General features: G+C 66.0%; 6 protein-coding genes. 2 read left to right on the forward strand and 4 right to left on the reverse strand.

Going from position 1 to position 19751, the window contains the following annotated elements; translation table 11 throughout:
* Nucleotides 1–54: 54 nt before the first annotated feature.
* The 3 genes from RLT59_RS34580 to RLT59_RS34590 all read right to left on the reverse strand — a co-directional run bounded on the left by RLT59_RS34580 (nt 55) and on the right by RLT59_RS34590 (nt 15453).
* Complete coding sequence (locus RLT59_RS34580; protein WP_311307041.1) at nt 55–6981, reverse strand: non-ribosomal peptide synthetase/type I polyketide synthase; 6927 nt, start codon at nt 6979–6981, stop codon at nt 55–57.
* Nucleotides 6981–13466 carry a non-ribosomal peptide synthetase gene (locus tag RLT59_RS34585; protein ID WP_311307042.1) on the reverse strand — a complete coding sequence of 2162 codons (6486 nt, stop codon included), beginning with the start codon at nt 13464–13466 and terminating at the stop codon, nt 6981–6983. Before RLT59_RS34585 ends, RLT59_RS34580 begins: the two co-directional genes overlap by 1 nt.
* A 1306-nt stretch (nt 13467–14772) precedes the next feature.
* On the reverse strand, nt 14773–15453 hold the full coding sequence (locus tag RLT59_RS34590) for a LuxR C-terminal-related transcriptional regulator (RefSeq protein ID WP_311307043.1): 681 nt from the start codon (nt 15451–15453) through the stop codon (nt 14773–14775).
* A 382-nt stretch (nt 15454–15835) separates the two neighbouring features.
* On the opposite strand from RLT59_RS34590, the gene RLT59_RS34595 reads away from it, so the two are divergent.
* Nucleotides 15836–16978, forward strand: coding sequence for an acyl-CoA dehydrogenase family protein (locus tag RLT59_RS34595; RefSeq protein WP_311307044.1), 1143 nt, complete (start codon nt 15836–15838; stop codon nt 16976–16978).
* Between the two features lie 1346 nt (nt 16979–18324).
* Here the strand turns inward: RLT59_RS34595 and RLT59_RS34600 are convergent.
* Entirely contained in the window at nt 18325–18624 is a 300-nt protein-coding gene (locus RLT59_RS34600; RefSeq protein WP_311307045.1) for a hypothetical protein, read from the reverse strand.
* Nucleotides 18625–18781: 157 nt separating this feature from the next.
* Here RLT59_RS34600 and RLT59_RS34605 point away from each other — a divergent pair, with 157 nt between their 5' ends.
* A complete protein-coding gene (locus RLT59_RS34605) occupies nt 18782–19576 on the forward strand; it encodes a transposase family protein (protein WP_311307046.1) in 795 nt (264 codons plus the stop codon).
* The last annotated feature ends 175 nt before the right edge of the window (nt 19577–19751 follow it).

The following is a 19751-nucleotide window of genomic DNA, read 5'->3' on the forward strand; positions in this document are numbered from 1 at the left end:
GGAGTCCAACGCAATCTCCCGTTTTCGAATGATGAAGGTTCGGACGACAAGCCGCTAATCCCGGAGCTTCGCCATGTGCCGCACGATGTCGTCGGCAATCAGGCCAATGCTCGGGAGCCGCATGATCGAGTAGTGATCTCCCGCCAGGTCCGACCCTTCGATCGTGTTGACGAAGGGGCTCCAGACGGCTTCCAGGGAATCCATCCACTGGTTGTCGAGGGCGGTGTACAACCGAAGGTCGCAATGGACGGGGCGTGGCACGAACGAGGCCATCGCATGGAGCTGGAATTTCCTGATCCTGAGGTGGGATTCCACCGCGCCGTGACCCAGCAGCAGGATGTCGTCGCTCACCCCGGCCGCTCGCAAGACGTCCATCGCGTCCGGCCTGATCCCGTTCGGCTGGTCGGTGCTCCGCAGGCCGTCGATGTCCGCGAGCAGACCGTCGATGGTTTCGGTGTCCTCGATGGTCCGCTTCCGCACCTGCTCCGACGGGAGCACGGAATCGATCACGGCAAGCATGCCGACGTCCAGGTTCGACGCCCCGGCCTGCCTCGCCATCTCCATCGCCATGAGCCCACCGAACGACCAGCCGGCCAGACAGTAGGGCCCTTCGGGGTCGAGCTCACGAACGGCCGCCACGTACAGCGCGGCCTGCTCGGTGATGTCTCTCTCCACCGCGGTCCCGTCCGCCGGCACATCGATCCCGAGCACGTTCACCTGCCCGTCGAGCTGATGGGCCAGATGAGCGTAGGCACTCGTGCCGCCACCGATCTCGTGCACGCAGAACAGCGTCGGACGAGCCGGTACGTGGGCGTTCAGGCGCACGATCTCCGGCGCGGACGGATCCGGCACCGACAGGGCCCGGACCGCCTTACCGGGCGACCGCAAGCCGGCACCGAGGCCGGCGACCGTCGGAGTCTTCAGGATGTCCTTGGGCAGCAGATGGAAGCCCCGTGCGCGGGCATCGACCACCACTCGGGTGGCGAGGAGGGAGTGTCCGCCGAGGTCGAAGAAGTTGTCGTGGATGCCGACCCGGTCGACGCCGAGCACCTGGCCCCAGATGCCGGCGATGGTCGCTTCGACTTCGTCCCGCGGCGCCACGTACGAGGCGGCGAGGTCGGGCCGGTCGCCGTCGGGAGCGGGCAGCGCCCGGCGGTCCACCTTGCCATTGGGCGTGAGCGGCAGCTCACTCAGGACCATGAAGGCACCGGGCACCATGAAGTCGGGCAGGCTGTCGGCACACCAGCGACGCAACGCCGACGCCGGCCGCGCACCGGGTCGCGGCACCACATAGGCGGTCAGGCGTTTGTCCCCCGGAGAGTCCTCCCGGACGTCGACCACCGCCGACGCCACGTCCTCGTGCGCCACCAACCGTGCTTCGATCTCACCCAGTTCGACGCGGAAGCCGCGCATCTTGACCTGGGTGTCGATCCGGCCGAGGAACTCCAGGTCACCGCTGGGCAGCCACCGGACCAGGTCACCGGTGCGATACACCCGACGGGTCTTTCCACCGATCTCCACTTCGACGAACTTCTCGGCGGTCAGCTCCGGCCGGTTCAGGTATCCCCGCCCCACACCGACTCCACCCACCAGCAGCTCCCCGGGCACACCGACCGGCACCAACCCGTCGGCACGGTCCACCACGAACACCTCGGTGTTCGCAACGGGACGACCGATCGGCACACCGACATCCGCGGACGCGATGATCGCCGTCGTCGCGGTGACCGTGGTCTCCGTCGGACCGTAAGCGTTGACGAGCGGAACCGAGAACCGCTGGAACCACTGGGACACGAGCGCCGCAGAGAGCGCCTCACCCCCGAGGACCAGCCGCCGGAGCGAAGCCGCCTTCGAAGGATCGAGATGAGGGAGCATCTGCTCCCAGACCGCGGGAGGCAGATTCGCGGCGGCGATCTCCCGGCCCATGATGATCTCGGCCAGCTCTTCCGGCGTCCACTCCGCAGCCCGCAAGACCAGCTGTCCGCCCGCCAGCAGCGTGGTGAACACGTTCTCCGTACCCACGTCGAACGTCATCGAGGCGAACTGAAGAAACGTGTCACCCTGACCGAGCCCGTAGTGCCGCCGCATGTCCCAGACCCGGGCACTGAGTGATCGGTGCTGGATCATCACACCCTTGGGGGTGCCGGTCGATCCGGAGGTGTAGATGACGTAGGCGAGGTGGTACGGGGTGGTGTGGTGCTCCGGGTTCGTGTCGGGGGAGTCGCTGATGGTGTGGGTGTCGATGCACACCGTCTGGGCGCTGTGGTCGGGCAGTTGGTCGCGGAGGTTGCTCTGGGTGAGGAGGACGGGGGCGGCGGTGTCGGCCAGCATGAAGGCGAGCCGTTCGGCCGGGTATTGGGGGTCGAGTGGGACGTAGGCGCCGCCGGCTTTGAGTACGCCGAGGAGTGCGATGATCATGTCGGGGCTGCGTTCGAGGCATACGGCGACGAGGGTGTCCGGGCCCACGCCGAGGGTGCGCAGGTGGTGGGCGAGCTGGTTGGCCTTGGCGTTGAGCTGGGCGTAGGTGAGTTCCTGGTCGCCGAAGACCACGGCGGGGACGTCTGGGTGTTCGGCGACCTGCGCTTCGACGAGTTCGTGAACGCACTGGTCGCGGGGGAAGTCAGCCGCAGTGTCGTTCCATTCGACGACCAGCTGGTGCTGTTCCTTGTCGGAGAGCATGTCCAGGTCGCTGAGCGATGCCGTGGGGTCGGCCACCACCGAGGCCAGGAGATTCTGGAAGTGCCCGGCCAGACGCTCCATGGTCGGCGCCTCGAAGAGGTCCGTGCTGTAGAGGAGCAGACCCTTCAGCCCCTCGCTCGTCTCCTGGACGGAGAGGGTCAGGTCGAACTGGGCCACTCTCGATGCGTTGGGGTAGGTGTCGATGTCCAGGTCGGCGAACTGCCAGGCCTCTTCACCGGCGTTCTGGAGGATGAACATGACCTGGAAGAGGGGGGTGCGGGAGAGGTCCCTTTCGGGGGCGAGCTCCTCCACGAGCCGCTCGAAGGGCAGGTCCTGGTGCTCGTACGCGGCAAGGGTGGTCTCTTTGATCTGGGCCAGGAAGTCCTCGAATGAGGGGTCCGGGGAGAGATCGCCGCGGATGACGAGGGTGTTGACGAAGAAGCCGATGAGGCCTTCGATCTCGGCGCGGTTGCGGCCGGCGATCGGAGTGCCGATGGCGACGTCGTCGCGGCGGGCGTAGGTGCCCAGCAGGATGTTGAACGCGGCCAGAAGCACCATGTAGAGCGAGGTGCCGGTGTCGGCGGCCACGGCACGCAGACCGGCTGTCAGGTCGCCGGCGAGGTCGAATTGCAGTGAGGCGCCGTTGCCGGTGCGTTCGGCCGGCCGCGGATGGTCGGTGGGGAGCTCCAGCGGCTCCAGTCCGGCCAGCTGGTCGCGCCAGTAGCCAAGCTGGCGCTCCAGGACGTCTCCCTGGAGCCATTGGCGCTGCCAGATCGCGAAGTCGGCGTACTGCACGGGCAGTTCGGGCAGTTTGGCGTCGCGGCCTTGCACGGCTGCGGCGTACAGCTCGCCCAGCTCCCGGGTGAGGACGCCGATCGACCAGCCGTCCGAGACGATGTGATGCATCGCCAGCACCAAGACATGGTCCTCGTCGCTGACACGGACCAGGCACACACGCAGCAGAGCATCGGCCGCGAGATCGAAGGGCCTGAGGGCCTCCGCGTCGACCGTGTCGCGCACCTGCGCCTCACGGGCCTCCGGGTCTTGCACACCGGACAGGTCGATGAGTCGTATCCCTACCCGTCCGGGCTCGTCGACCACCTGAACCGGCTCGCCCCCGGCACCGATGACGAACCGCGTACGCAGCACCTCATGCCGCGCCGTCAAACCCGAGAACGCTGTCCCCAATGCCTCGACGTCCAGACCACCCCGTACCCGCAGCATCCCCGGGATGGACAGATCCAGCCCGTCCAGCCCCAGTTGTTCGAGGAACCACAGCCGCTGCTGTGCGAACGACAGCGGCAGGCTGCCCTCTGCACGCGGCACCGGTACGAGCGCCGCCCCGTCGGATGCCGCGGCATCGTTGCGGTCGGCAGAGGCTGAGGTCAGCTTCGCATCGACGAGCTCAGCGAGTGCCGCGACCGTCGGTGCGTGGAACACCTCCCGGACTGAGACTCGAATGGACAGATCCTTGCGCAGCCGGGAGGTGAGCTGCGTCGCCAGCAGGGAGTCGCCGCCCAGCTTGAAGAAGTCGTGTTGCCTGGCGGGCTGGGAGATTCCGAGTACTTCCTCGAAGACGCGTGCCACGGCGGCTTCGGACGCCGTGCCCGGCGCCTCCAGCAGCACTTCGGGATCGACGTCCACTACGGCCACCCGCTCGATGGACACCGGCTCCTCAGCGGTGAGGTCCAGCCGGAACCTCGTGCGCTGGAACGGGTAGGTGGGCAGCGCGATGCGCCGCCTGTCCGCCCCGGAGTGGACTCCGTGCCAATCGAGGTCGTGGCCGGCACTCCAGAGGGAGCCCGCCGAGCCGAGAATGTGCTCGAGATCGGAGACCGGAGCCGAGGGGTGAGGCAAACTCGAGACGACGAGGTGGTCCTTCCTGAGATCTGGATGCCTGCGGACCAGAGTGGTCATGCTGCGACCCGGCCCTACCTCGAGGATCGTTCTGTTGTCGGCATGGAGCAGCGTCGAGACGACGTCACCGAAACGGACGGTGTTGCGCATGTGATCCACCCAGTACTGCGGGGTGGTCAGCCGATCCGGGTCCATGAGGCGGCCGTCACTGTCGGAGACGAACGGGACAACCGGTCGGCCGAACTCGACGGACGTCATGTAGTCGGCGAACCGCCCGGTGATCGAGTCCACCAGCGAGGAGTGACCGGCGCCCGGGATGTGCAGCCGACGAACGTCGACTCCGCCCTTCTCCAACCGTGCGGCCAGTTCCACGACAGCGGTCATCGGTCCGGACACCACACACTGATCTGGTCCGTTCACGGCTCCGAGCGAGACTCCATCCGTCAGGAGCCCGGACACCTCGGACTCCGGCAGGGACACTGCGAGCATCCCTCCGCTCGGAAGCGTCTCCAGCAACCGGCTTCGGCAGGTCACGACCGCCGCCGCGTCGGCCAGAGTGAAGACCCCGGCCACACATGCTGCCGCGTAGCTTCCGAGACTCTGACCGGCGACCACGCCCGGCGTGATCCCCCATGACTCCCACAGCCGATACAGAGCCATCTCGACGCTGAAGATCGCCGCGTGCGCGACGGGCAACTCCGCGAAGTCCGTCCCCGCCGACGGGGATGGATCGCCGAAGAGGACATCGGGCAGCGCGACATCGAGGTGGGGAGCGAATGCCGCCGCGCATGCGTCGAAGGATGCTCTGAAGGCCTCCTCATTGAGGTAGAGCTCCCGGGCCATGCCCAGCTTCTGACCTCCATGGCCGGGAAAGACCATGGCCACGGAACGGTCGGTGCCATTGACTGGCTCGACCGGGGCGGGGTCGGTGTCGGCCAACCGCGCCGCGAGATCGTGCGCGGTCGAGGCGACGAAGGCCTGCCGGTACGGGTGGCCCTGACGGCCCATCTGGGTGGTCCAGGCCACGTTCGCGAGGTCGGTGGCGGGATGCTTCTCGAGGTGCTCGGCGAGCCGAGTGCGCGCCTCGGAGAGGGCCGGACGGGACTTGGCCGAGATCACCACCAGCTGGGACGGCTTCTCCGCCGCCGTACGAGGGATCGGTGGCGCCTCTTCGAGAAGGACGTGGGCGTTGGTGCCCCCGACACCGAGGGCGTTGACCGCCGCCCGGCGAGGAGCGCCGTAGGACTCCCACTCGCGCAGTGCCGCGTTCACCCGGAAGGGAGAGTTCTCGAAGTCGATCTCCGGGTTGGGCGTCTCGAAGTTCAGGCTCGGCGGTATCAGCCGGTGGCGCAGTGCCAGGATCGTCTTGATCAGGCCTGCGACCCCGGCGGCGGCATCGGAATGGCCGATGTTGGTCTTCAGCGAACCGATCCAGATCGGACCCTGCGGCCGATCAGCCACCCGCCCCGGCCCGTATGCCGCGGTGAGCGCGGCGACCTCGATCGGATCACCCAATCGTGTGCCCGTGCCGTGGGTCTCGACATAGGACACGGTGTCAGGACTGACCTCCGCGATCTTCAGCGCGGTCCGCATGACCTCGGCCTGCCCCGACACGCTCGGCGCTGTGAATCCGATCTTGTCGTGGCCGTCGTTGTTCACGGCGGTGCCTATCAGCACGGCGTGAATCGTGTTCCCGTCCGCTACCGCGTCCTCCAGACGCTTCAGGACCACGATGCCCACGGCATCACCCCCCACCGAACCTCCGGCGGCAGCGTCGAACGCCCGGCAATGCCCATCGCCGGACATCGCCCCGTCCTCGGTGTACTCGGCTATGGGCGTCGGTATGTGAACACTGGCCCCGCCGGCCAGCGCCATGTCGCAGTCACCCGCCAGCAGCGCCTGCGCGGCCTGATGGACGGCCACCAGCGACGTGGAGCAGGCGGTCTGCACGGTGACGGCGGGACCCCGGAGGCCGAGCTGATAGGCGACGCGTGTGGTCAGAAAGGCGATGCCGGTGCCGAAGCCGAGCATCATCTCGCTCGGATTCCCCAGCCGGTCCCGCACGGCACGCAGCGACTCCAGGTGGCCCGTCTGACTGCCGCCCGCGTAGACGCCGATGGGCCCGGGGAAACGCGCCGGGTCCTCACCCGCGCATTCGAGAGCCTCGACCGCGCATTCCATGAACAGTCGATGCTGCGGATCGATGATCAGGGCTTCTCGTGGCGCGTAACTGAAGTAGTCCGAGTCGAAGCAGTCGGGATCGCTGAGCTCGGCGAACGCGGGACTGTGCGACACATCGTCGGAGACCTGTACGGGCTTGACCGACTCCACGCCCTGGGCCAGGTTCTGCCAGAACCCGTCCAGGTCCTCCGCCTCCGGGAAGCGGCCCGCCATCCCGATGACGGCGATATGCGAAGGGTTCACCTCGAAGGTGTCGCCGTCGGTCATCAGCTGTCTCCCTTCGAAGAGCTACGGCGGCGCCGCTGGCTCAGCCTCGTCCTGCCGCTCTGCCGGGACCGCGCGAGCGCCGTGTCGTCCACCGGCGTTGTGTCGCGGTCGGAGAGATACCGGGTCAGGGCGCGTACCGAGGTGTGCTGGAACAACGCGACCATGGGAATCGACACGTCCAGTCGTGTGGCGAGGTGACCGCGCACCTGTGCCAGAAGCAGGGAGTGTCCGCCCAGGTCGAAGAAGTTGTCGTGAATGCCGACCTGGTCGACGCCCAGCACCTTGGCCCAGATGCCGGCGATGGCGGTCTCGATCTCGTCGTGCGGAGCCACGTACTGGGCGGCGAGATCGGGCCGGTCACTCTCGGGGGCGGGCAGGGCCCGGCGGTCCACCTTGCCGTTGGGCGTGAGCGGCAGCGCGTCCAGGAACACGAACGCGGCGGGCACCATGTAGTCGGGCAGGCTGTCGCCGCACCAGCGCCGCATCCCCGTGGTGTCCAGCGTGACGCCCTGGCGCGGTACAACGTAGGCAACGAGCCGCTTGTCCCCGGCGGACTCCTCACGCACGACCGCTACGGCCGCCGCCACGTCCTGGTGCGCCACCAACCGTGTCTCGATCTCGCCGAGTTCGATGCGGATGCCCCGCATCTTGATCTGGGTGTCGATCCGGCCGAGGAACTCCAGGTCACCGCTGGGCAGCCACCGGGCCAGGTCGCCGGTGCGATACACCCGACGGGTCTTTGCACCGATCTCCACTTCGACGAACTTCTCGGCGGTCAGCTCCGGCCGGTTCAGGTAGCCCCGCCCCACGCTGGCCCCACCCACCAGCAGCTCCCCGGGCACACCGACCGGCACCAGCCGGTCGGCCTGACCCACCACGAACACCTCGGTGTTCGCGACAGGACGACCGATCGGCACGGAGCCCGACACGGCTTCCTTTCCGTCGTACGTGACGACGCACACGGTCGCCTCAGACGGGCCGTAACCGTTGATCAGCCGCGGGCACCGCTGCCATGCCTGCCAGGACTCCGGATTGGACGCTTCACCGCCGACGATCAGAACGTCCAACTGCTCCAGGAAGCTCGTGTCCGCTCGCTCGAGAACCGAAGGAGGAAGCGTGATCGTGTTGATGCCGTAGGTCCGGATGGTGTTCTCCAGCTCACCTCCGGGCATTAGCTGCGGGCGAGAGGCGAGTACCACCGTTCCGCCGACCCCGAACATCGAGAAGATCTCGAAGGCCGAAGCATCGAACGCGAGCGACGCGAACTGGAGAATCCGGCTGCCGGTGTGGAGTCGGTATTCCCTCCGCAGCGCACCAGCCATGTTCACCACCCCGGAGTGCTGGATCATGGCGCCCTTGGGGGTGCCGGTCGATCCGGAGGTGTAGATGACGTAGGCGAGGTTGTCCGGGGTGGTGTGGTGCTCCGGGTTGGTGTCGGGGTAGCGGGTGATCGGGGCGGTGTCGACGCATACCGTCTGGGCGCTGTGGTCGGGCAGTTGGTCGCGGAGGTTGCTCTGGGTGAGGAGGACGGGGGCGGCGGTGTCGGCCAGCATGAAGGCGAGCCGTTCGGCCGGGTATTGGGGGTCGAGTGGGACGTAGGCGCCGCCGGCTTTGAGTACGCCGAGGAGTGCGATGATCATGTCGGGGCTGCGTTCGAGGCATACGGCGACGAGGGTGTCCGGGCCCACGCCGAGGGTGCGCAGGTGGTGGGCGAGCTGGTTGGCCTTGGCGTTGAGCTGGGCGTAGGTGAGTTCCTGGTCGCCGAAGACCACGGCGGGGACGTCTGGGTGTTCGGCGACCTGCGCTTCGACGAGTTCGTGAACGCACTGGTCGCGGGGGAAGTCAGCCGCAGTGTCGTTCCATTCGACGACCAGCTGGTGCTGTTCCTTGTCGGAGAGCATGTCCAGGTCGCTGAGCGATGCCGTGGGGTCGGCCACCACCGAGGCCAGGAGATTCTGGAAGTGCCCGGCCAGACGCTCCATGGTCGACGCGTCGAACAGGCTGGTGCTGTAGAGCAGTTGAGCCCTCAGCCCCGGGCCCGTCTCCTGGACGGAGAGGGTCAGGTCGAACTGAGCCGCGCTCGATGTATTGGGGTAGGTGTCGATGTCCAGGTCGGCGAACTCCCAGGTCTCTTCCCAGGCGTTCTGGAGGATGAACATGACTTGGAAGAGGGGGGTGCGGGAGAGGTCGCGTTCGGGGGCGAGCTCCTCCACGAGGCGTTCGAAGGGGAGGTCCTGGTGGTCGTAGGCGGCGAGGGTGGTCTCTTTGATCTGGGCCAGGAAGTCTTCGAAGGTGGGGTTGGTGGAGAGGTCGCCGCGGATGACGAGGGTGTTGACGAAGAAGCCGATGAGGCCTTCGATCTCGGCGCGGTTGCGGCCGGCGATCGGAGTGCCGATGGCGACGTCGTCGCGGCGGGCGTAGGTGCCCAGCAGGATGTTGAACGCGGCCAGAAGCACCATGTAGAGCGAGGTGCTGGTGTCGGCGGCCACGGCACGCAGACCGGCTGTCAGGTCGCCGGCGAGGTCGAATTGCAGTGAGGCGCCGTTGCCGGTGCGTTCGGCCGGCCGCGGATGGTCGGTGGGGAGCTCCAGCGGCTCCAGTCCGGCCAGCTGGTCGCGCCAGTAGCCAAGCTGGCGCTCCAGGACGTCTCCCTGGAGCCATTGGCGCTGCCAGATCGCGAAGTCGGCGTACTGCACGGGCAGTTCGGGCAGTTTGGCGTCGCGGCCTTGCACGGCTGCGGCGTACAGCTCGCCCAGCTCCCGGGTGAGGACGCCGATCGACCAGCCGTCCGAGACGATGTGATGCATCGCCAGCACCAAGACATGGTCCTCGTCGCTGACACGGACCAGGCACACACGCAGCAGAGCATCGGCCGCGAGATCGAAGGGCCTGAGGGCCTCCGCGTCGACCGTGTCGCGCACCTGCGCCTCACGGGCCTCCGGGTCTTGCACACCGGACAGGTCGATGAGTCGTATCCCTACCCGTCCGGGCTCGTCGACCACCTGAACCGGCTCGCCCCCGGCACCGATGACGAACCGCGTACGCAGCACCTCATGCCGCGCCGTCAAACCCGAGAACGCCGCCTCCAACGCCTCCACATCCAAACCACCCCGCACCCGCAACGGGTACGTCAGCCGGTCGATGCCGAGTTCGAGCTGTTCGAGGAACCACAGCCGCTGCTGCGCGAAGGACAAGGGCGACCCGCCCGCGCCGTGCGCGACCGGCACCAGTTTCACGCCATCCGCCGCTGAGTCGGCTCTGCTGATCGCCTCGGCCAGTTGCTCCACCGTGGGGGAGGTGAACAACTCCCGCACCGGCACTTCCCGACCGAGTTCCTGCCGCAGAAGAGAGACGGTTCGGGTGGCGAGGAGGGAGTGTCCGCCGAGGTCGAAGAAGTTGTCGTGGATGCCCACCCGGTCGACGCCGAGGACCTGGGACCAGATGCCGGCGACGGTGGTTTCGATCCGGTCGCGCGGCGCCACGTACTGCACCGCGAGGTCGGGCCGGTCATTGTCCGGAGCGGGCAGCGACCTGCGGTCCACCTTCCCGTTCGGGGTCGACGGCAGTTTCTCCAGGACCGCGAAACCGGCGGGCAGCATGTAGTCGGGCAGTCTGTCGGCACACCAGCGCCGCAGCATCGACGTCTCCGGCCGTGCACCCTTGCGAGGGACCACATAGGCGATCAGACGCTTGTCCCCCGGAGAGTCTTCCCGGACGGTGACCACCGCTGACGCCACGTCCTCATGCGCCACCAACTGCGATTCGATCTCACCGAGTTCGATCCGCATACCGCGGACCTTGACCTGGTCGTCGATCCTGCCGAGAAACTCCAGCACGCCGCTGGGCAGCCACCGGACCAGGTCGCCGGTGCGATACACCTGGCGCGTTGTGCCCGCGATGCGGACCGTCGCGAACTTCTCGGCGGTCAATTCCGGGCGGTTCAGATAGCCTCGCGCCAGCCCCGTGCCGCCCACCAGCAGTTCCCCGGGCACACCGATCGGCACCAGCCCGTCGGCACGGTCCACCACGAACAGGTCGGTGTTTGGCGCCGGTCCACCGATCGGCATGGAGGCTGCGCTCGGGCTGTCCGGGAACACCCGTAGCAGAGTCGTGTCTCCCCAGTTCTCCGTCGGACCATAGGTGTGCAGCAAGTATTCGGGTGCGCGCACACCGCGAATCAGGGAGTCGGCTTCGGCCCGGGTCACCTTCTCACCGCAGTACTTCGTGTACCGCACGGTCTCAAAGACGTCCGGGCAGGCCGTTACATGGTGATTGAACAGCGACGCGGTGAGCATCATCGCCGTCACGCCACGCTCGCGTACGACGGTCCGGAGCTGGAACGGGTTGCGGATCTCGTCAGGCAGAAGTATCGCTAGCCTGGCCCCCGCAACCAGCGCGCTCCAGCATTCGATGGCACACGCATCCCAGGAGAAGCTCGTCACCTGGGCCACACAGTCATCAGGGGTGAGCGGCTCCAGCCAGTTATAGCGCACCTGCCGTACGACGGAATGGTGCTCGACCATGGCGCCCTTGGGGGTGCCGGTCGATCCGGAGGTGTAGATGACGTAGAAGAGGTTGTCCGGGGTGGTGTGGTGCTCCGGGTTGGTGTCGGGGTAGCGGGTGATCGGGGCGGTGTCGACGCATACCGTCTGGGCGCTGTGGTCGGGCAGTTGGTCGCGGAGGTTGCTCTGGGTGAGGAGGACGGGGGCGGCGGTGTCGGCCAGCATGAAGGCGAGCCGTTCGGCCGGGTATTGGGGGTCGAGTGGGACGTAGGCGCCGCCGGCTTTGAGTACGCCGAGGAGTGCGATGATCATGTCGGGGCTGCGTTCGAGGCATACGGCGACGAGGGTGTCCGGGCCCACGCCGAGGGTGCGCAGGTGGTGGGCGAGCTGGTTGGCCTTGGCGTTGAGCTGGGCGTAGGTGAGTTCCTGGTCGCCGAAGACCACGGCGGGGACGTCTGGGTGTTCGGCGACCTGCGCTTCGACGAGTTCGTGAACGCACTGGTCGCGGGGGAAGTCAGCCGCAGTGTCGTTCCATTCGACGACCAGCTGGTGCTGTTCCTTGTCGGAGAGCATGTCCAGGTCGCTGAGCGATGCCGTGGGGTCGGCCACCACCGAGGCCAGGAGATTCTGGAAGTGCCCGGCCAGACGCTCCATGGTCGACGCGTCGAACAGGTCGGTGCTGTACATCAACTGGGCTCTGAGCCCATCGCTGGACTCCTGAAGGGACATGACCAGATCGAAGGTCGCCGCGGTCTCGCTCGGCGCCCCGAGTTCCGTGTCCAGGTCGGCGAACTCCCAGGTCTCTTCCCAGGCGTTCTGGAGGATGAACATGACTTGGAAGAGGGGGGTGCGGGAGAGGTCGCGTTCGGGGGCGAGCTCCTCCACGAGGCGTTCGAAGGGGAGGTCCTGGTGGTCGTAGGCGGCGAGGGTGGTCTCTTTGATCTGGGCCAGGAAGTCTTCGAAGGTGGGGTTGGTGGAGAGGTCGCCGCGGATGACGAGGGTGTTGACGAAGAAGCCGATGAGGCCTTCGATCTCGGCGCGGTTGCGGCCGGCGATCGGAGTGCCGATGGCGACGTCGTCGCGGCGGGCGTAGGTGCCCAGCAGGATGTTGAACGCGGCCAGAAGCACCATGTAGAGCGAGGTGCTGGTGCCGGCGGCAAGCGTGCGCAGGCCGGCCGTCGTCTCGGGTGATACGTCGAATTGCAGTGAGGCGCCGTTGCCGGTGCGTTCGGCCGGCCGCGGATGGTCGGTGGGGAGCTCCAGCGGCTCCAGTCCGGCCAGCTGGTCGCGCCAGTAGCCAAGCTGGCGCTCCAGGACGTCTCCCTGGAGCCATTGGCGCTGCCAGATCGCGAAGTCGGCGTACTGCACGGGCAGTTCGGGCAGTTTGGCGTCGCGGCCTTGCACGGCTGCGGCGTACAGCTCGCCCAGCTCCCGGGTGAGGACGCCGATCGACCAGCCGTCCGAGACGATGTGATGCATCGCCAGCACCAAGACATGGTCCTCGTCGCTGACACGGACCAGGCACACACGCAGCAGAGCATCGGCCGCGAGATCGAAGGGCCTGAGGGCCTCCGCGTCGACCGTGTCGCGCACCTGCGCCTCACGGGCCTCCGGGTCTTGCACACCGGACAGGTCGATGAGTCGTATCCCTACCCGTCCGGGCTCGTCGACCACCTGAACCGGCTCGCCCCCGGCACCGATGACGAACCGCGTACGCAGCACCTCATGCCGCGCCGTCAAACCCGAGAACGCCGCCTCCAACGCCTCCACATCCAAACCACCCCGCACCCGCAATACCCTGGGAACCAGGTACTCCTGTTGGTTGAGACCCAACTGGCTCAGAAACCAAAGTCGTTGCTGCGCAAATGACAGCTGCAACCCATCCTTATGACGTGATGTCATCCCATTCGCTTGGGCTGAATTCCCCTGCCTATGAGGGTGGACTGGCCGCCGAGGCTCAGTGTTGAATTCATAGGAGGTCATCGCGACTCAAGCCCTTCCGTATAATCCAGGGAAATACATTGCTATGGGTAGAGGACCTGGCGTCGAAGTTGCATCTGAAGTGGTGGTTTCCGGTCGCCGATGGCAGGTTGCCGCAGAATCCCGCGGGGTTGTTGGGTAGATCTAAGGGAAGCAGCCACGCCGTGGTGCCGCTGGCAAGGCTGACCCGAGGGCGATTGTCACGCCTGGCCTGAAGTCCGTTACGATCGACAATCGGGAATTCCCTACAGTGTCCTCAGTTGTCTAGTTTCACGTGAAGGTGCATTTCGAGAACACCGAGGCTTCGCGAAATCCTAGGGAGTGGAATGCGTTTCGCGGTCCAATGCTTAAATTTCTTCCCGATGATGCGTGATGGGTTAGAATTAAAGGAGACGATAGTTCTTGGAAGGTCGACGTGCGATTAACTGGATGTGGGGAGTAGTTTCATGCGCTCGACCCATGAAAATGGGGGTGGCGCGCCGTGTGCGTCATATCCCTTTTATGCTTTACAATCGGGCCGACGCGTCGAGTGCGGCAGGTCAGAATGTAGGCTGGCGTTCGCTGGTCTGCAGGTTGAGGTATTTGGCGACAGCGGAGTTAAAATACTTGACACGGTTGATCCCTCCCTGAATCGCCGAGGCATGGGCTTTCGGCTGCCCTGATGGCAGACGCTATGTTGCGCAGCGCTATCAGTAAATCCCCCTCCAGGATTAGCGTCACAATAAATAGGTCCATCGGGGGAGCGTGTTTTCGGCTAGTTCTCCTCCGATGGGAGGAAGGGGCCCATTGTCGGTGATCCTGTGACGGTCGACGGCTGGGAAGGCGACGCCGGTAGTGGGGGGACTGGTTGACGGTCCGGGTCTCTGCTATGCGAGTTTCCAACCGGCTGTGGCCGTGTGTGGCGTGGGGTCTCGGGTCGGACAGCCCGTCAGAGCAGGTTTCAAATCGTCCGGTGGGGTGGTCGTTTAGGACTTTCCGGGAATTAAGTCATGGCTTCCGACGGCCTCCGCCCGGGCCAAGAAGGTTACTCCGTAGGGGATCTACGACACGGTGGCGTTGTCCGTCGCCTCGATCCGTCGCTGGTGACAGGTCCGGGGCGGCATGACTACCCCCGGGTACACCTGCTGTTGATCACTGCCGACGTCGGGGGGAACTCCATCGGATCCCGCCCCGCGGCTGGAAGACCCATCTGGTCAAATCATTGAGAACGGCTGGCCGATGGCAGGAAAGTCATTCGCCCGGCTGCTGCCGGCGGCAGATCATTCGCGGCAGGTTTGCGCTCAGCGAGGAGTGGGCGAGACATGCGCCTTCAGTTGGAACGAACACCTACGAGCCCTGCTTCGTAGGCGTAGATGACTGCCTGGATGCGATCGCGCAGGTCGAGCTTGTTGAGGATGCCCTGCACGTGCGATTTGACGGTTGACTCGGCGACTTTGAGGTCGGCTGCAATTTCCGGGTTGGAGAGTCCCTGGATCATGAGCTCGAACACTCGACGCTCGCGGTTCGTCAGATTTCGCACCCTTTCCCCTGCTGCCGCGCTGGCCCCTTTGAGACTAACCGACGCTCGCGCCAAGTTACCGGCCAGATCGCTGCGTACAGGTAGGTAACCGGCGGCTGTTATGCGGATGGCGGCGATGAGCTCGGCCGAGCTCATGCGCCGATCGAGCACGATGCACCGGTCGATGCGCAGCAGTTCGATGCCCTGATCGTCCAGTGACGATAGCAGGACGATGAAATGGACGGGCCTGGCTTCCTCGGATCTCTCTGTAATTTTTTCGGCAAGCTCGATCGTCTGATGTGAAAGTGCTCGCTCACTGCACAGGATCACGTCTGGTTTGAGAGAGGAGGTCAATCTCTGCGCCACCGCTACAGAGGGGGTATCTCCGACAATTGAAATTCCCCGATCCTTACTGAGGAGGGCAACCAAGCCGGCACATTCCAATTGGTCTTCGCAAACTAGAAGAATTTCAATAATCTCTCGCTCGGTCACCTGTTTCCCCCGTTTTCCTGGAAAGGGCCGATGGTACGGATGATCTTAACTTGTGTGATGCATCGACTCAACCGTGTTTCGCATCACTCCGCCATATCCCGGAAGTCGATCTTGCCCGGAAAGATGCAGTATAGGCGTCGATGAGAAGCGTAAGGGAAGTCTTAGAGTGGGGCACAACTGTAGTGTTCGCCTGCTCGGGTCTACGGCGTCCAGTCCTCGGTGCGGCTGGGGTTGTTTCGTTCAGCGCAATCCGGCCACGTGGCTGATGCGTGATACTCCTTGCTCCGCGGGGTGGAGGCGGTTATATGCTAATTCGTGGACTGCGCTACGCCCGTATTAGGGCATTTCTGCACCGGATAGCGAGTGAAGACGGAGAAAATCTATGGACTGGCCCACCACACTCCCCATTACGCCGGGTCTCCTGGGGCTCCCCGAGGTCCTGGCGGCACTACGGGCGGAGGTTCGTGATGACAACAGCGGGCGCCCAAGTGACCGGCTTCTGGCCACGCTACGCACCGCTGCCGTCCTCCGACTGCCGATTCCGACCGAATATGGCGGCCTCGGTGCGAACTGGCGCGACGCGAACGCAGTGATTACCGCATTGGCGCGAGCCGACGCATCGGTAGGGATCATCGTGTTCCTGCACTACGCAGCCATCAGCCGAATCATTTCCTACGGGTCCGATGAGCAACGGAAGCGGCTCTTGACAGCAGTCGCTCGTGATGGCCGGATCCTCGCCTCCTCGTGGAGCGAGCCGGGCACCGACGCTGCCAAGCAGAAGATCTCGACCAGCGCGACCCGGCGGGCAGAGGGGGGCTGGGAACTCGATGGAGCCAAGACCTTCACCACCGGCGCGGGTGTGGCCGACTTGTATCTGGTCCTGGCTCGCACTGGTGAAGATGAGGGGGCACAGGGCAGTTACGGTCGGTCCAACCAGGGAATTTTCGTGGTCGACAGCTCACGGCCAGGCTTTGTGGTTGAAGGGGTCTTGGATCTGTCAGGGATGCGTCGCTCTGCGACCGGGCTGATTCGGCTAAGCGGGTACATGGCTGAGGCAGGAGACGTGCTGACGCACTCCCGCGAGACCCCTGAGGCCATCGGCTACCCACACACTCTCGGCCTGACCCTCGGGGCCGTCGCGCTAGGCATCGCTGAAGAAGCCCACGACATCGCGGTGGAGGTAGGACGTCGGCGCAAGCTTTTGGACAGCCCGCTGCATCGGCACCACATCTTTGAGTTGGGCTCACAACTGGCCGCGGTCCGGGGCGTGGTGCAGTCTGCGACCGAGGCGCGGGGAGACCGCACGGGGCCTGCGTTGACGGCTAAGGTGTTTGGTTCTGAGACGGCCGAGGCGATCTGCCGGACGGCACAAGGGCTGGCCGGTAGCGCCGCCTTCTCCCGCGACCATGCCCTGAACCGCCTGTCCCAGGACGCACGTGCCCTCACGTTGATGGGTCCGCCTAACTATCTCTGCCGCGAACTGGTCGCTGCCCGCGTAGCGGAAGGTGTACGTCTTGGTGGTTGAGTGCCGGTGGCTTCGACAATGTGAGCCGGGATATGGCACAGGTTCCGGAACGGCGGACGGCTCTGTCGGAGTGAGCGGTGGAGTATCACCTGCAGATACTGCGCGGAGAGCGGGCTGCTGGCGTGGGAGGCGCCAGATACGCGGGTGCGCGGAGGGCCGGCGCAGGCCTCGGTGCACGTGCGGATACTTCCGCCGGAGTTTGATGCCGCGCTCAGGATCCGCACGTACTACGGGATGAGGCCGCGCCCGCGCATACGCGTGTGCCGTCACCGAGATCGTGGAAGCGGGGCCGGAGTTGAGGCGCATCTGGGGGTAAAGACGTCCCGGAAGGGGTGGCGGCCGTGGTCGGCGACGTCCTCGAAGGCCGGGGCGAAGGGTGCCCGGAAGGGGTTCTCTGGGGCGTCTGTGATAGCTGGTTCGGATGGGCCTCGTTGCACCCCAACGGGGGGTCTACTGGTGGTTCTTCTGCGGGTGGTACTTCTCTCCCCCTGAGAGCAAGCTCGCCAGCGGAGCAAGCAAGCCCCCCATCTCGAAGAAGTCCAAGGGAAAGGCCGGCGGTCGCCGGGACTTGAACAAGATTGGACGGCGGTTCCAGCTGGCTGGAGAGCTGATCTGCCGGGTGCCGTGGTCGGGAAGGCTGCCCGGCCGCGGATCGCGGTGGTCGTCCGACATGTCGCCGATGCGGGCTGGACCGCGGATGAAGTGATCGCCTGGCTGGACCTGGAGGATGCCCCGGCAAGGGTCCTGCACCCCTCCGGGTTGCTCGCCCGGCGCCTGGACGGAGCGCTGCGGTTGTGGCCGACTGCGGAGGAGCGGGCCCGCGTGGTGGCGGTGTACCGGGAGCCCCGCCGTGCGGAGCAGGCCCGGCACATCGAGTGGGAGGGATCCAGTGGGCCTGCCAGGCAGTCTGTGGCTCGCCTGGTCGACGAGCGTGCACCCCGCGGTCGGGCCGCTGGGCTCCAGGTGACCAAGGTGCCAACGAAGGATCCCGGACCGGAACCCAACTGGGAGACGCAGAACAAGCCGACAACGGTATTCGCGCACAGTGGCGCCAGCCACAGGACGCCGCGGCGGAGACCGGAGATACGCGCTAGGCGCTCGGGAAGGCCAAGATCATTCTCACAGGGGCTTTCTGTACGCCAAGTACTCGCCCGCAGGTCAAGGGCACCTTCGGCGTCGCTCACGCGATGCGCTGCGTGCATCCTGGACTGGCCACCACGGCCTTGGTGCTGGCTGGCTATCGGGCGGCCCCTTCCTCGTGGCGCCCAGTCGGAGCTCAGCGCGCAACGGCCTGGGGAATCAAGCCGAGCAACTCTGGAGTCACCCCGAGCAGGGGGTGGGGGGGTTCAAATGTCCCCATCAGAGTTGGCAGATTCTTGCTGACCGCTCTCTGAGCGATGGATCCATGCGACGCCCTGGTCTAGGTTCACATCGAGTGGCGTGCCCTCGCCAATCCGGACGTTCTTACGGAACCTCTCCTGCTCCATCGCCTGCTTCATCGCCTGTGCGGCAGGGGAGATCCCCTCTACCAGCGCGGAACCACGCCCCCGCGTCTTACGGTAGTAGATCCACCCCCGGCGCTCTGCCCACAGCAGAGCGCGATCCACCAGAGTCAGACAAACGCCGGCAGCAAGGCCGACCGTCACCACAAGCACAGTACTTCCCATGTCTCTTGAACGCCGCAGCCCCCTCCTGTGTTCCAGGTTGGGTGCGACTCGCGGCTCATACAAGATTTTCGTAGCCGGTGATCGCTGCCGTTCTGATTGCACGTGACGCGGAGGCCCTGTGGCGGGGTGCTGGGTCGTGTCCGACGAGGTCTTGATCCTTCTGCTGCCCCAACTGAAGGCAGTTGTCGACGAGTTAGTGGTGGCCGTCTACGGCGTAGTGGTCATCACGGCGCGTACCCGCGACGGCCCGGCCGCCTGCACGGGATGCGGGCAGAGCTCCGACTGGCTGCACAGCCGCTACCAGCGGCACATCGCTGACGAGGCGGTCGGCGGCCGACCGGTGCGGATCGACTTGACGGTCCGCCGGCTGTACTGCGAAAACGCCAACTGCCCGAAGGTGACGTTCGCCGAGCAGGTAGACGGGCTGACGGTGCGCTACCAGCGGCGTTCTCCCGCTCTGCAGGTGATGGTGACCGCGGTCTCGGTGGCGCTGGCGGGGAAGGCCGGATCCCGGCTGCTGCTCCACCTGCACCAGACGCTCAGCTGGGCCAGCCTGCTCAACTGCCTGATGAAGGTGCCTGATCCGCTGGGCTCGACCCCGCGGGTGCTGGCTGTGGACGACTTCGAGCTGCGCCGCTCCCGCCGATGCTTCGACGGGAGCGATGGATGGAGCGGGCTGAACTCGCGGCTCGTCGGCAGCGGGCCGACCTTCGCCCTGGGCGGCGGCCTGTTCAGCGGCGAACTGCTCGGGGGTGAGCTCGGCGGCCGGGGGAGGAGGCGGCGGGGCCGTTTTCTTGGCTCCGCCCAAGGTACGACCACCCGTGCGGCGGGCCGGGGGCCTCATTCGTTCGGTCATGCCGCGGTCAGCTCCTTCATCAGCTTGGCGTACTCGCTCAGTTCGGTGGGGATCTCGCCGAAGGCCTCCATGTAGTGCACCCAGGAGTGGATGGTGGTCTCGGCGAGCGGGAACGGCTCGTCGCGCTCCGGGCCGATGCCTTCACCCTGGTCGGGATTGAGGAGCTAGTCCTTGGCGTTGCGGGGCAGGCTGGTGCGGTCGTCGGCCTTGACCATCACGACGTGGGCGGTGACGCCGTGCTCGTTGCGGG

Source organism: Streptomyces sp. ITFR-6 (assembly GCF_031844725.1).
Taxonomy (GTDB): Bacteria; Actinomycetota; Actinomycetes; order Streptomycetales; family Streptomycetaceae; genus Streptomyces.